Origin of the sequence: Konateibacter massiliensis, from assembly GCF_900184995.1 — a bacterium.
Taxonomy (GTDB): Bacteria; Bacillota; Clostridia; order Lachnospirales; family Lachnospiraceae; genus Lachnotalea; species Lachnotalea massiliensis.
The window spans coordinates 859,656-874,802 of sequence record NZ_LT860098.1 but is presented as its reverse complement, the minus strand read 5'-3'; the positions used below and the strand labels follow the sequence as shown (position 1 = coordinate 874,802).

General features: G+C 41.5%; 11 protein-coding genes. 4 read left to right on the top strand and 7 right to left on the bottom strand.

What is annotated here, in order from left to right; translation table 11 throughout:
- Window positions 1–35: 35 nt before the first annotated feature.
- The 3 genes from CTY48_RS05265 to CTY48_RS05255 form a co-directional block, all read right to left on the bottom strand.
- Window positions 36–878 carry an aldo/keto reductase gene (locus CTY48_RS05265; protein WP_099467454.1) on the bottom strand — a complete coding sequence of 281 codons (843 nt, stop codon included), beginning with the start codon at window positions 876–878 and terminating at the stop codon, window positions 36–38.
- A gap of 130 nt (window positions 879–1,008) precedes the next feature.
- A complete protein-coding gene (locus CTY48_RS05260; protein ID WP_099467453.1) occupies window positions 1,009–4,143 on the bottom strand; it encodes an AAA family ATPase in 3,135 nt (1,044 codons plus the stop codon).
- Window positions 4,140–5,288, bottom strand: coding sequence for an exonuclease SbcCD subunit D (locus CTY48_RS05255; protein WP_099467452.1), 1,149 nt, complete (start codon window positions 5,286–5,288; stop codon window positions 4,140–4,142). Before CTY48_RS05255 ends, CTY48_RS05260 begins: the two co-directional genes overlap by 4 nt.
- A gap of 391 nt (window positions 5,289–5,679) precedes the next feature.
- On the opposite strand from CTY48_RS05255, the gene licT reads away from it, so the two are divergent.
- The 3 genes from licT to CTY48_RS05240 all read left to right on the top strand — a co-directional run bounded on the left by licT (window position 5,680) and on the right by CTY48_RS05240 (window position 9,390).
- Window positions 5,680–6,516, top strand: a complete 837-nt coding sequence (gene licT, locus CTY48_RS05250) for a BglG family transcription antiterminator LicT (RefSeq protein ID WP_236354735.1) — start codon at window positions 5,680–5,682, stop codon at window positions 6,514–6,516.
- Window positions 6,517–6,692: 176 nt separating this feature from the next.
- Window positions 6,693–8,813 (top strand): PTS transporter subunit IIABC, encoded by a 2,121-nt coding sequence (locus CTY48_RS05245; protein ID WP_099467451.1) that lies wholly within the window; start codon window positions 6,693–6,695, stop codon window positions 8,811–8,813.
- An 88-nt stretch (window positions 8,814–8,901) separates the two neighbouring features.
- Window positions 8,902–9,390: a pyridoxamine 5'-phosphate oxidase family protein gene (locus CTY48_RS05240; RefSeq protein WP_099467522.1), complete on the top strand. Its 489-nt coding sequence runs from the start codon at window positions 8,902–8,904 to the stop codon at window positions 9,388–9,390.
- A gap of 100 nt (window positions 9,391–9,490) precedes the next feature.
- On the opposite strand, the gene CTY48_RS05235 is transcribed toward CTY48_RS05240, so the two are convergent.
- Window positions 9,491–10,393: a LysR family transcriptional regulator gene (locus CTY48_RS05235; protein ID WP_099467450.1), complete on the bottom strand. Its 903-nt coding sequence runs from the start codon at window positions 10,391–10,393 to the stop codon at window positions 9,491–9,493.
- A gap of 118 nt (window positions 10,394–10,511) precedes the next feature.
- On the opposite strand from CTY48_RS05235, the gene CTY48_RS05230 reads away from it, so the two are divergent.
- Window positions 10,512–11,297, top strand: a complete 786-nt coding sequence (locus CTY48_RS05230; protein WP_099467449.1) for a DAPG hydrolase family protein — start codon at window positions 10,512–10,514, stop codon at window positions 11,295–11,297.
- A 174-nt stretch (window positions 11,298–11,471) separates the two neighbouring features.
- On the opposite strand, the gene CTY48_RS05225 is transcribed toward CTY48_RS05230, so the two are convergent.
- From CTY48_RS05225 to CTY48_RS05215, 3 genes are all read right to left on the bottom strand, one after another.
- The gene (locus CTY48_RS05225) at window positions 11,472–13,505 is read right to left on the bottom strand and encodes an AAA family ATPase (protein ID WP_099467448.1); all 2,034 of its coding nucleotides are present in this window, start codon (window positions 13,503–13,505) and stop codon (window positions 11,472–11,474) included.
- Window positions 13,506–13,507: 2 nt separating this feature from the next.
- Window positions 13,508–13,972 carry a DUF6530 family protein gene (locus CTY48_RS05220; RefSeq protein WP_099467447.1) on the bottom strand — a complete coding sequence of 155 codons (465 nt, stop codon included), beginning with the start codon at window positions 13,970–13,972 and terminating at the stop codon, window positions 13,508–13,510.
- A gap of 171 nt (window positions 13,973–14,143) precedes the next feature.
- Window positions 14,144–15,136 (bottom strand): serine hydrolase domain-containing protein, encoded by a 993-nt coding sequence (locus CTY48_RS05215; protein WP_099467446.1) that lies wholly within the window; start codon window positions 15,134–15,136, stop codon window positions 14,144–14,146.
- Window positions 15,137–15,147 lie beyond the last annotated feature (11 nt).

The following is a 15,147-nucleotide window of genomic DNA, read 5'->3' as shown; positions in this document are numbered from 1 at the left end:
AAAGTTATGTGGATAGGAAAAAAATTGTTTACCTCCTAGAATTCCTCATAACTGCTTGGATCTTGATTGTTGATTCGTCCGTCTGGTCTGCTCAGCTTATTGATTGCCGCAATCTCCTCAGACGTCAGCTCAAAATCAAAAATATCCAGATTTTCTATCTGATGCTCTTTTGAAAATGCTTTCGGTATCGGTAAAGCACCTCTGTCTATATGCCAGCGAAGGACAACCTGAGTAGGTGTCTTTTTATAGATATTTGCGATATCCAAAATAACACTTTCGGAGAGAAGATTTCTTCCGCGTTCCAACGGACTCCAAGATTCCGTGGCAATTTGATGCTCCTTGTTCCATTGAAGCTGTTTTTCCTGATTAAAATAAGGATGAAGCTCAATCTGATTGATAGAAGGGGCTATGCCTGTCTCATTTATAAGGCGTTCCAGATGTTCCGGCAAAAAGTTGCATACGCCGATGGAGCGGACGTAGCCTCTCTTTTTAGCCTCAATAAGTGCCTGCCAAGCCTCTACATACCTGTCTGTAATCGGATTTGGCCAGTGTATCAAATATAAGTCATAATAGTCCAAATCGGCACGATACAAGGATTCCTCTATTGTTGTAAGGGCTTCTTCATACTTATGATGACGTCCGGGCAGCTTTGAGGTTACAATTAAATCACCTCGCGGAACACTGCATTGTTTGATTGCTTTACCGACCGCGCCTTCGTTTTCATAATTGAAGGCAGAATCAATCAGACGGTATCCGATATCAATTGCCTGTTTCATGGATTCTGCACCCCTTGCACCGTTTAAACTGTAGGTTCCGAAGCCGATGGAAGGCAGCTTTAATCCGTCATTTAAGGTTATTACAAAATTACTGTTTGACATAATGTATACCTCCTTTAAAATACGATGTAATAATTATATACTCTTTTTTATATAAAATCCATGTATATAACAATAAAATATGAAGCTGTAGTCATTGTTACAATTTGACGCATGGCTGAACCGTAACAATCTATAAAAGTGAGATACGGCTTCCTTTTCTATCCTTTTGAATCACGATCTGTCTGTCAATGCGTTCCTTCAATTCGCTTACATGGGAGATGATTCCCACAAGGCGGCTGCCCGAAGCGAGACCGGACAAAATCTGAATCGCCTGTTCCAAAGATTCGGCATCTAATGCCCCAAAGCCCTCATCAATAAACAGGGTATTAATCTCCACCCCTCCGGCGTAGCTCTGAATGACATCGGAAAGTCCGAGTGCCAGAGAAAGAGAGGCTTTGAAGGCTTCTCCACCGGAAAGTGACTTAACAGAGCGGATTCTGCCGGTATAGTAATCTAGTACGTTGATTTCAAGTCCGGTCTGGGAGCGCAGGTTGCTTGCCTCGTTTCCGCGAAGCAGCTCGAAACGGCTGTTTGTCATTATTTTAAGCCGCTTATTTGCTTCGATTAAAATACGGTCAAAATAGGATGCCTGCACATACTGTTCAAAGGCAAGTTTTTGCTTTCCAGTGAGTTCCCCATTAGCAGTTCTGGAAAGATTGCGGATTACAAGGTACTTTTGCTGCTTGGCAGCAGAGCTTGAAATCGCTTTGTCCAGATTTTTGGCAATTGGGGTATTGGTGCTTAGGCGGGAGGCAATAGCCTGAATGGACAGCTCTAGCTGCTGTTTTTCCTGCTCTAACTCTTGGCGTTTGCTCTCCAGCAGAGAAATATCCTGCTTTTCCTTTTCGCTGGTTTCTGCTGTGAGGCGTAAAATATCCTGCTCCACGGAGCTTGTCTCGGATTCATACTGCTCCAAGGAAGCTTTGAGAGTGGCTATATCCTGTTCGGATTTAAGAGAATTATGGTAAACCTCTTCACCTTCAAATCCGCATTCAGCAAGCCTCTCCCTGTAAGCAGTAAAGGCAGATTGTTTGTCCTTGGCAGTTTGACTCAGTCGTTCCTTATTATTTTCAAGTAAGGTCTTATTTGAACTTAGACTATTTTTTAGGTCATTGTATAAGACTTGTGCATCCATTAGGCTTTTCTTTAAGGTGTTTAATTTCTCCTGCCAAGTATCTAGAATAGCAGTGGCATGGTTTTTATCCTCGTATTCAAAGGAAGAAGTTAAGACTTTTAGCTCCCCGGTCTTAGAGGAAAATAAAGATATCAGCTGATTTTTCCTGCTTTCCGTTTTCTCTTTTTCTATCTCTGTCTGCTCTAGCTCTTTTTCCAGCAATTCCAGCTTCTTTTTATAGTCTTCCTTCTGAATACTCTGAATCTCCAATGCTGACGCTAACGCATGGTTTTCAGCTTTTTGCTGTTTTAATTCATCAAGCCCTGCTTGTATCCCCTGTGGCAGAGAAATTATGGAAGGTTCGCTGTCGCTGAAATAAAACTTTGCATTTTCCAGAAGCTGTTCTTGTTTTAATTTAATTTCATTTATTTTAGCTTCGGAAGCACTGCCTGCGGTCTGCAATGTCTCTCTTGCCTGTTCAACTGCTTGTTTTAGCTGTTCCAGCTCTTCTTTGCTTGGAGCTTCGCCTAAAACAGAAGCCTTTTTAGGATGGGCGGTTGAGCCGCAGACAGGGCAAGGTTCCCCATCTTGTAGATTCTCTGCTAAAATCCCTGCCTGCTCTCTGAAAAAGGCAAGCTCTTTTTTTATATAATCGTCCTGCACAGCTTGAAAAGCAGTTTCCGCAATGTGGTACTGGGATTTTAGGCGGCTCTCGTCGCCAAGCAGTGTATTTAAGCTATTCAATGCAGTGAGTAGACCCGTCAGTTTCTTTTCCTTGTCAGAAAGTTCTTGGGCAGTTTGTTTACATAACTCGATATTCACATCCAGCTTGGACAGTTCCTCAAGCTTGTTATTTAAGGTAAGCCTTTGCTCTTGATTAGCAGTTCGTTTTTCCAAAATAAAGTTGTATTTGGCGGTAATTTCAGACTGTTCTTTCTCAATGGCTTGTAACTCTTTGGAAAGACTATCTGCTGTGTCGTAGCTTGGAAGCAGCTTTGAAAGCCGATCGATGGAAGCTGCAAGCTGTTCGCGCTCGCCCTCCTTTTGAACCTCGGCTTCATAAAGGATTTTAGCGGCTTCGAAATCTTTTTCCTGCGATAACAGTTGGGAGGTTAAAGTTTCACAGCTTAGAGACAGTGTATTCTCCTCCTTTTGAATTCTTATCAACTCTGATTCTAAGGGATAAACCTTATACAAGGCTTTCTCGGCATTTTGAAAGGCGGTTTTTCTTTGATTGTGTAATTCCAAATCTTGTGCAAGCCTGTTCTTGCGCTGAACTGCTTTCTCAAGAGCTTCAAAATTCTGATTCACATAATGCGCACTTGTAATAACAGATATTTGGGCAGCAATTGCCTGACCAATCTGTTCCGCTTGAACCGAAAGTGCTTCACGCCCGGTGGTATCCTCTGTTAAAACAGTATTTAATGCTGATAAAAGCTCTCCGGCATTGTGAATGGTGGCGGTATTTATAAGGCTTTGCAGCAGGCTCCCCGATTCTGTGTCAGGGCAGGAAAGATAGGAGACGGAGGATAAGATGCTTTGCTCTAAGGCATCACATTCCTTTTTTGCTTCTTTTTCCTGATCCTTTAGAAGAAGCTGAACATTCTGGTAAAGCGCGGTATTGAAAACACGGCGGAAAATCTCTCCCCGCTCTGTGCTGTTTGCAAGTAAAAGGTCTAAAAATTCTCCCTGTGCAATCATTGCAATCTGCTTAAACTGTCCGTAGGTAATACCTAAAAGGTCAATAATTTTGGCATCTACTTCCCGGTAACCGGTGACAACCTCACCGCTTGGAAGCTGTAAAACTGCATCAGCATTTTCTGTTGTGAGCCCTTCCCCGTTCTTTTTGGGACGTTCGTACTTGGGAGTTCTTGTTATCGTATATATTTTTTTGCGGTGCAAAAACGTAAGCTCCACAAAGGTCTTAACATCAGGAGCTGCAAAATCGCTTCGAAGGGTGTCTGCGGTTCTGGTAGTGCCGCTCGTCTTGCCAAAAAGAGCAAAAGCGATGGCATCAAATATTGTGGTCTTTCCTGCACCGGTGTCTCCTGTGATAAGAAAAAGACCGGAGCCGCCGAACTTGTCTAAGTTAAGCTCTGTTTTCTCCGCATAAGGGCCGAAGGCACTCATAATGATTTTTAATGGTTTCATAGATTGTCCTCCCCTGTCTGTTTAAAAACTCCTTCCAGTATGCTCTGTTGGTCATCAGTGAGTTCAATGTTATTTTGAAGCTGGTAAAATTCTGCAAATAAATCAATCGGACTTTTCAAATCCACAGAGGCAGCAGTTATCTCCTGATAATGGGAGGGCAGTGTCCTGCTGTTTTCAAAATCAAGCGCCATCAGGTTTGGATAGACCTCCCGAAGCTGTCCGACAGCATCATAAATTTCCTCCTCATCGGTGAGGGTGGCATGGATGTAATCCAAAGAATGTTCCGCGTCCTCACGCCCGATTTTAAGCAGATTGTCAATTGGACCCTTGATTTCTCGGAGGTCATGAAGCGGGGTGAGAGGAAGGAGCTCAAGAGTTATGTCACCCTTGGCTTTCAGCTCTATTTTCACAACGGACTTCTTGTGAAGTGCCTCAGAAAATGAATATTTGAGAGGGGAACCGGAGTAGCGGATGGTATCGCGGCCGATTTTTTGCGGACCGTGTATATGTCCTAGAGCAACATAGTCAAAATCATCAAAGGCAGATGCCTCCACATGGTCGAGCCCTCCGACCGAAATATTTTCGGAATCGGAACGCTCAGGCTGCTGTCCCTTATTTATGACAAATTGGTGAGAAACCAAAACATTTCGCTCTGCGGTATTTACTTTGGCAGCAGAGAGAACGAGGCGAAGAGCCTCATCATAAGTATCTGGGTTTTGTTCGAAATAAGGTTTCAGCATGGCGGGCTTTATAAAGGGAAGGAGGTGAATATTTATAGTTCCATATTCGTCCTCCAAGGAAATACGTTGTAAACCTCCGTCAAAAACGCCTGCGATATAAAGACCGTTATTTTGAAGAAGCTTGTTTCCGAAGCCGAGACGTTCGGGCGAATCATGGTTTCCGCTTATGATAAAAACAGATTGTGAAATGCTTGTCAATTTTGTCAGGAAATCGTCCAGTAAGACAACCGCTTCGCCGGAGGGCTGACTCTTGTCATAGACATCCCCTGCGATTAAAACGCCGTCAGGCTTTTCGGCTTTTACGATATCGAGAATCTGATTCAGAATATAGCCCTGATCTTCTATCATATTAAATTCATTTACGCGTTTTCCGATATGCAGGTCTGCAAGATGCAGTAGTTTCATTGGTAATCCTCCGTTCGTGCTTGATTTTCTTCCGATCTTCTTTGTCAGAAGCAAAAAGCGCTTCAGACAAAACTCGAAAACGATGTTTTCTCGTTAACATATCGGGTAAAATCAAATACTCGCTTCGCTCGTGCTTGATTTTCTTCCGATATGTTACATTATAACATGAACTGTTGGTTTGTACATTTTATAAGTTTGGCTAGATAATTTCTTTAGGGTATTGACATTAAAAAAGGAATCTGATATTCTATGCCTATATTTATAGTGAAGTGGATTGTGACTGGTCATGCAGGCAAGACTATCTTATAGGGAGTTTTTCCGTATGAGGTGGTTTTTTTTAATTATAGGAACTATTCACATTTTTCTGTTTCATGAGGTGGGAGAATTTTTAATGTATAAGATTACCAAGGTTATAAACAATAATATTGTTTATTCTCAAGACGGGTCGGGTGAGGAAATCTTGCTGCGTGGTCTTGGAATTGGGTTTCAGAAAAAGAAAAACGATATTGTGGTGGAAGATAAGATTGAGAAGGTTTACCGCATTGCGAATCCTTCGACAGCAGGAAAGCTTCAAGAGCTGCTGGGAGAGATACCGCCGGAATATTTTGCTGTCTCGACCGAGATTATTGATTATGCAAAGACAATGCTGAAGAAGACTTTGAATGAGAATGTCTATCTGACGCTGACAGACCATATTAACTTTTCAATCGAAAGAAAAAAGCAGGGACTTGAGTATCGAAATGCTCTCTTGACGGAGATTAAGCGGTTTTACTCTGTTGAGTATGAAATTGGAAAGCATGCACTGGAACTTATACGCGAGAAGCTGAATGTGGACCTTATCAATGACGAGGCGGGGTTTATCGCACTGCATATTGTCAATGCAGAACTGGATATGGAGATGAGCCATACGTTTGAGATTACCCAGCTTATTCAAGAGGTGCTGGGGATTGTCAGCAGTTACTATGAACGGGAATTGGATGAGGAATCCATGCACTATGACCGGTTTGTGACTCACTTGAAATATTTTGGGCAGAGGCTGTTTAATAATAAGGTGACGAAGGATGATGACGTTGTGTTTCAAAAGATGATTAAGGAGCGTTATCCTCTTGACTATGAATGTGCGGAGCAGATTGCGATGCATGTACACAATACATTGAAGAGAGATATTTCGAATGAAGAGAAGGTATTTCTCACGGTGCATTTAAGAAGAATGAACCTGCCGGAATAGGCAAGGTTTTATTATAACAATAAAATAGCGTGGATTGTGACTGGTAAAGCAGGCAAGACTAAGGTAAGAATACATGGGAAACGTGTATTTATACTTTGGTCTTTTTTTATATCATAGCAAGTTAATGCGGACTTATCCGCTTTTTAATAGATTAAAATTTTTAGGAGGATTAAAAAATGAAAGAAAAAATTTTTGGTGTGTTGCAAAGAATCGGACGTTCCTTTATGTTGCCGATTGCAGTACTGCCGGTAGCAGGATTGCTTTTGGGCTTGGGAAGCTCTTTTACTAACACGACAACTTTAGAAACTTATGGACTCATGGGGATTATGGGACCGGGGACCCCGCTGTATGTGGTGCTCTCTGTTATGAATGCCTGCGGAAGCGTTATATTTGGGAACCTTCCTCTTATATTTGCAATTGGTGTTGCGCTAGGAATGGCTAAAAAAGAAAAAGAGGTTGCGGCACTTTCAGCCGGAATTGCATTTCTTGTAATGCACTCTGCCATCGGAAACATGATTAACCTGCATGGTGGCGCAGAAGCTATGATGAGCGGAGCGACTACCTCCGTACTTGGAATCACATCCATGCAGATGGGAGCCTTTGGAGGTATTATCGTAGGTATCGGTGTAGCAATGCTTCACAACAGATTTTATAAAATTGAACTTCCACAGGCATTGTCCTTCTTTGGAGGAACAAGATTTGTTCCGATTATCAGTACCGTTGTGTATGTGTTTGTAGGAATTCTTATGTTCTATATCTGGCAGCCGGTACAGAGCGGAATCTATGCTCTGGGAAATCTGGTAATGGCTTCCGGATATGCGGGAACACTTGCTTATGGATTAATTAAGAGACTTTTGATACCGTTTGGTTTGCACCATGTATTTTACCTTCCATTCTGGCAGACAGCAGTGGGCGGCTCTATGGAAGTGGCTGGAAAAGTTGTGGAAGGTGCGCAGAATATTTTCTTTGCACAGCTTGCAGACCCGACAACAACACATTTTTCATCCTCAGCGACAAGATTTTTCTCCGGTGAGTTTGTGGTAATGATTTTCGGTCTTCCGGGTGCAGCTCTCGCTATGTATAGAAATGCAACAACAGCTAAGAAAAAAGGAGTAGGAGGACTTTTACTGTCCGCAGCTTTAACGTCTATGCTGACAGGTATTACGGAACCGTTAGAATTTTCCTTCTTGTTTGTTGCTCCGCTGCTGTTTGGTGTACATGCGGTTTTGACCGGTGCGGCATATATGTTCATGCATATGCTTGATGTAGGTGTAGGTCTGACTTTCTCAGGCGGATTTATTGATTTGTTCCTGTTTGGTATCCTTCAAGGCAATTCAAAGACAAGTTGGCTTTGGATACCGGTAGTCGGTGCGATTTATTTTGTGGTGTATTACTTTGTATTTAGCTTCCTGATTCAGAAATTAAATCTGAAAACACCGGGAAGAGAAGCAGATGATGAGGAAACAAAGCTGTATACAAAAGCAGATTATAATGCAAAACAGGCAGGCGGTTCATCTTCTTCCAATACCGTTGGGATGTCAGAGGAGGATGCTCTGTCAGCAACGATCACGACCGGATTAGGAGGAAAAGCAAATATCTCTGATGTAGATTGCTGCGCGACAAGACTTCGAGTTACTGTAATGGATTCGTCCAAAGTATCGGAGGCTGTTCTGAAATCCACAGGGGCAGCGGGTGTTGTGAGAAAAGGAAACGGAATTCAGGTTATTTATGGACCAAAGGTAAATATTATCAAGAGCCATTTGGAGGATTTTTTGGCAGGACCGATGTCTGATGAGGCAGAGTCTGTTGAAGCAAATGCGGCTCATGCGGATGCAAAAGAAAATAAGACAGAAGTAATTTACGCACCGTTGGAAGGAGAAGCAATTCCTTTGGCGGAGGTAAACGACGGCGTATTCTCCGAAAAAATGGTTGGTGACGGTGTTGCAATTGAGCCGACAAAGGGAATTGTGACAGCTCCATTTGCAGGAACTGTATCTATGATATTTGATACAAAACATGCTTTGGGTCTTTTATCAGACGGCGGAGTGGATTTGCTGATTCACATCGGTATTGATACCGTGCAGCTGAATGGTAAGTATTTTGATATTAAAGTGAAAAGCGGAGACAAAATCAAGCAGGGAGATGTGCTTGCAGAGTTTGATATGGAAGGCATCAAGGCAGAAGGATATCGTCTTGTAACACCTGTTCTTGTGACAAATATTGATTCCTATGCAGGAATTGAGCAGCAGGCATCAGGTGAAGTGAAAGCCGGCGAAAAGCTGTACGAAGTAAAATAAAAGCATAAATAGGTGTCCTTGATATGTAATGTTATTTCCTATATAATAATTAGGAAGCTATAATATTTTTATGAAAAGAGGTGCCGGTATGTTTAGAGAAATGCGTCGAAAAAGACAAGAATTAAGTTTTGAGGACTGTATAGATGTTTTAAAGAAAGGAACGTCAGGAGTGCTTGCGGTGGCGGGAGATGATGATTTTCCCTATGCGGTTCCTCTAAGCTATGTATATGAGGATTCTAAAATTATTTTTCATTGTGCTAAAACAGGGCACAAGCTGGATGCAATTGCCCGTAATAATAAAGTGTCCTTTTGTGTAATTGACAAGGATGATGTAGTGCCAAAGGAATACACATCTTATTTTAGAAGTGTTATTGCATTTGGTAAGGCTCGCATTTTGGATGAGGAAACGGAGAAAAGAACTGCGCTTGAAAAACTGGCAGAGCGATATTCACCGGAAGAGGTGGAAGGACGTATGCAGGAAATTGAGAAACAGTTCAAGCATGTGTGTATGGTAGAAGTAACAATTGAGCATATGACCGGTAAAGAAGCGATTGAGCTTGTTCGAATGAAAGAGTAACAGATAGAATAAAAAAATCCCACAGAAAATTTTTCTGTGGGATTTTTTTATAGCATAGGAACTTTTGCTGTTGGCGCTTGTGCTGCTAAATGCTACATATTCATGTTGTGCTTAAATTGTTTTTTATGTATTCAATAAATTGATGATGACAGGGAGCTAAATAATGTTCATCCCAGATTACAATAAACTTGATGAGGATATCTTCTTTTATGGGAATAAATTTCAATTGATTTATCGAATTTGGCAAAAACTCCGTAGCAAGAAAGCAGATTCCGAGATTAGAACGGACCATATTTAGTGCATCAATAATGTCATTGCTGGCGACCATCTTTTTATGTTGTAAATTAATTTTTTTTGAGTATTGAATAATGTATTCATAACTATAAGGCGCATATTCTGGTTCAGTACTAATAACGGTTTCGTTGGCTAGCTGCTTAAATGTCAGACTTTTCTTACCAGATAAAGGATGGGCAGGTGGCAGGACCGCATAAACGGACGATGTAATTAATTCTTCATAACTAAGATTTTCAAAAGACTTCTCTCTGGTATCGTCATAAAAAGACAGCATAAAACCGATATCAAATGTATGATTTTTGACGCCTTCAAATATTTCAACGCTGCTGGTATTGGTAATGCTGTAGCTAAATGAAGGATTTTCCTGCTTATAAGTGACGAGTAAATCCGGAATGTTTCGATAAATATTTCCAGTCATAAAACCGAGACGCAGGTCTGATTCCTGAGATTTAGATAATGCCTGAATTTCATTGATAATATTTTGCTGATGAATTAAAAGTTCTTTTGCACGGATTAAGAAAAGTTCACCGGCTGGCGTCAGTTCTACATTTCTATGTTTTCTAATAAACAATTGAGTTTTTAATTCGGTTTCTAGCTGCTTGATGTGGCTACTGAGCGCTGGTTGACTAACATATAGTTTTTGTGCAGCCTTTGTTACATTTTTTGTTGTAGCGATTGCTATAAAATATTGTAATTGTTTATGCGTCATAAAACCCTCCTATAAGAAAAAACTTATACTATTATAAATTTTAAAGTATTTCTCAAAAAAGTCAATCAAAGATATAATGACGACATAACAGCAAGCCAAAAACAATGGAGGAAAGAAAATGAATAGAGTACCGATTAGTGAAGAAGAGAGAATGTCACCATATTATAAATATTTTATTAGAGATATGGCGCCAATACCGAAAGAAAAATTGGAAATGCTGAAGAACAATCCACTGACGCCGGAAACTGCCTTAAATCCAGAAAACATAAATAATTTATTTAAAGACGGTTATCTTCCGGGAGAGTTTGGATGGACGCGTATGAAGGATGGGACCTTAACGGCGGCAAATATAACAAATATGCCGGGAGTTACGGTGGAAATGTTTGACTGGTTCTTTGCATGGCACGGACTTGAACCAATGCGATACAAAATATGGGATCCGGAAGAACATTATTATTGTTTGACACAACATCCTGAAAAAGCAAAGAATTCAAAATTATCAATGAAGGAACGGTATTGGGATACCATTCACGATGTCATTGAAGATATTGGAAGTGGAAAAGAAAAAATAGAAATTAATTTTGGAAATCCAAAAGATATTGGTTTTGACGAAACGGAGCTAAAAAAGTTTAAGGGTACAATTATTTGTGGCGGCAATGAGAAAAACCCGGTAATTATGTTACACTTCCTGCGTCCAACGGAAAATGGATGTGAATTAAGAACTCGCTTCTGGATGGGCTATTGTGTAAAAGACGGAAAGCCCCAAAAAACGATGTTTCCCCCGGCAAAGCTGATACCTGAATCAGTTGCTATGAAATTACTGGAGCATAATGTTAAGGAGTATACTAATTTAAGAGCGATTTTACCGGAACTTTATGAGGAATTTAAGGATGAAATGAAATAAATTTTTTCTAATTAAGATTAATGTGTATCAACGGAAATGACAGTTAAATTTAAATTCATCTGTTTTTAATGTATTCAAAATCAAAAATCCACCATTTTTATGCAAGGATTTTCATAGAAATGGTGGGTTTTTTGATAGAATAGGGAACTCCATCGAAACAAAAATATATACAGCTTATAGGTACTTAGCAATGATTTGAACTAAACGGGTCGGAAGCTGTTCTAAATTAGTTATATCTATAAATCGCTCCTGCCCATAAATATCGCAAATCGTTTCCTTATCCTGTCCAATGGCAGCAGCCAGAAAAAGTACGCCTTTTCTGCTGTAATCACGGATTACCTGTTTCATGTCGTCCATAGCACCATCGCCTGTATAGTCCGGTATCGCTTTGGGCTGTCCGTCACTTAGACTGATTAACAGCTTGGTCGTTTGGGGAGTATTTACCAGTTTTTCTGCTAAAATCCGAAGCGCCATTCCATCGCGATTGTTGCTGATACTCTGAATTGCCATGAGAGAATATTTGTCGTTAAGCCTTGGCTCCTCCCAGTCAATGTAAGAGTATAGAGACATTTTTTCCTTTGGCGAGCGGTCAGCGGTATCGCCGTAAATCAGCACCGGAATACCGCAGCTTGCACAAAACTCATAGACCGCCACAGCAGCTTGCTTTGCAGCCTCCAGACGTCCAAATGCGTTCATGGAGGCGGATTGGTCAATACGCAGTGCAACGGCCAACGAGGGTTCTTTTTCCGGCGGGCGCTTTTTGGAAAAATAACGAAAGTCCGGTGACGCTATTTGTTCAGCATGAAACTTTGTTCCAAAAACCCGATTGTTTGCAAATTCTACAGAAAGTTCATGCTCCAAAAGTGGCTCGGTCTTTCGTGTTAATTCCCGGATAACCGGCATGAGCGTGGAAGCAATTTGACAATACTCTTGTCGATGGGCAGGTGTGGACTCTGGTTGGTGGACAATCATACCTATTTTTTCGTGGGAGGAACCTTTGACTGCCTCCCGCGCCTGCTGGTTAAGGTGCTTGCGGTAGGCACTTTTTTCTTCTGCCAGCTTTTCCTGCTCTTTCGGCTGTAACTCATGATACATGGGAGAGCCATCATCGCAGGTGTCCAAACCTTGTGTATTTATAGTATTTTCTGAGGAGCCGCTGGACTTGCCCTCACTGTCAGGGGATTTTCGAAGTGCCACCCCAGGGACGGATTCTTTATCGGGCGTGTGGGACAGTACCTCAAAATCCCCGTCTGCCCGAAGTTCCAAAACTTCGCCGTTGGTTTTTCTGTGCTGAAAAACAACCTCTTCCAGTGCTTCCAACATCCCATGCCGGGACATTGCCTGTTCTAATAGAGCAATTTCATCTGGATCGGTAGTAATTTTGTAAATAACCTTATAATACAGAGACTTCTCTGCATCATTGCCATGCAAAACCGCGTCCACCCAAAAGAAGTAAGACCGCATACCGGACACGCCTTTTATCGCATTGGCCTTGGCTGTTTGGTCGAGAATAACAATAACCTGAGCAAAAGTACGCAGCAGCTCGGCATCGCAGCAGCCTGTTTTAGCTGCCGCTCGTTCAACCATAATCTCGATTGGCGGCAAATCCATTTTTTCTGCATGCTGCACCCGATCACGAAGAGCCTCATTTAGCGGACGACAGCCGTTGTATCCACGGTTTGTTGTAATAACTGCAATAAAATCCGGGTGACGATGGACGATACGATTTGGCAGATTAATACTGCCGTCCGGCTCCAATGCGGAGTTGAGCGCCATCAATACCGCTGCGTCCCGGATAACCGTAGGCTCCTGAATTTCTAAAAGCCAGCCATTTTCATATGCCCGCACGATTTCGGACGGATAGTATTTATACTCTATGCTTCCATCCCCCTGCTCTGATTGCAATACCGGCAAAATGGCTCCCAGTATATCGGATTTATCCATATCTGCAAAGCAGGTTACTTTGGTGTAAGGCAAACCAAAATCAGCAGATAATGCTTTAGCCAGTTGGGTTTTACCGGAGCCGGCATCTCCCTCAAGCAAGACATTAGTAATTTTCAGTTCCGACCGCTCCCAGTTATGCTTGACTGACTCGCAAATGCGCTGCTCCGCATCGCTTTCAATATGAGAAGCGGGTTTTTCCCAGACAAGAGATTTTTCTTCTTCTGTCAACTGTCTGTTCGGTGACAGAATCCATTTGTTTTCCATTGCTAATAGCACTCCAATTCTTCCATAATGCGGGTGAGCGTCCTAAGCCGTTCACCTGTCAGTTCCCCCAAATCATTTAAGGCTTGGGAAAAGTTTTGTATGTCACGGTTGATGTCGGGATTTTGGGTGCAAACTGTTATCGGGAGCACTCCGCCCTGTACACCAAGACGCTCTATCGTTGGATTGTCTGGGTCATAGAGCAATGGCATCCTATAGGCTTCCTTGAAGTATAGCAGGGTGCGGCTCAGAAAAATCATCAGGTCAAATATCTGATGAATGGGAAGTTCAACGTGTATTTCTGACGTTCCATCCTCGTTTTCTTTCCAAAGTTGTACCGCAATTTGCATGTTTTTATTTTCTTCCGTTCTTGGTGTGCCTAAAGTAAGACGCTTAATATTTGAGTGGTAGGCGTTTCGTCCGTCAATTCGGTCATAGCCATCTGCGGATATTACAATATTTTTATTCATCTCTAAATTCACCTCGCATTCATTTTATAGGAACAAGTCTACAAAAACAATCCACGCTCCGTAGACTAAACAAAATGTTAATAAAAGGGTGGGTTTTAGGATTTCTGGACAAAAAAGAAAAACACCCTGCTTTTTCATAAAAAGCAGGGTGTTTCTATAAATTGGGATTTATCATACACAATCTAAAAAGATTGGTTCAATGTGTTTTCTAATAAGCTCTATTCTATCGGTTGCATTTTGTACAAAAAGAGAAGCAATAGAAACGACGATTTGTTTCTCTGCATTGAAGTAAATCACATTCCCGCCGTCTCCCATAGCTGCACAGGCATGCTCTTTTTTATCAATAATCCACCATAGATAACCATATGGAAGGTTAATTTTTTTCCATCGGCTATGCTCCTTTGTACTCTCGTTTATCCATCCAGTCGATACGATTTGTTTACCATTCCACATTCCGCCATCCAAGTATAATTGACCTATCTTTGCCATATCCGCAGGGGAGAGAGTAAGACCCCACCCTCCTGCGTTTATTCCGGTTGAGTCAACAACCCATCCACTGATACTTTTAGATTTATTAAATGCACTTTGCTCTTTTGCACTATGGAGAACCACATTACCTTCTACCGTAATGCCCAATGGCGAGAATAGATTTTCTGTTGCGAAATCAAATACAGATTGCCCGGTTGCTTTTGCAAGAATGCCCGACAAAATATCCGGACCAACGAGAGGGGTGTATCTAAACTCCCCAATCTGCCCTTTGCCTCCCAATAAATTAAGTGTAAAGTTTACCCAGTCATCACTCATGAAATATTTTAGGTAAGTGTAAGGCCCAAATTTATATTTATATGGAACTGTCATTGTGAGTAAATCCTTAAGTGTAACATTCTGTATTGTTTTTTCTTTCCGTTTAACCGGGTAATCCGGGAAAAAGTCCAATACCTTCTGGTTAATACTTTCGATGTATCCCTTGTCCATGGCAATCCCAATCAATAGGGAAATAATACTTTTTGATACTGAATAAACATGGATTCGGCTGGCAGCAGTGCATCCGTTAAAGTAATTTTCATATTGTGTTCTACCATCTTTTAATACAACGATACCTGCAATGTTGCCATATGCATCGTTTATTTTGGTTTCAAGCTCTTTTATTTTTTCCTGATTCATGTAATACAATT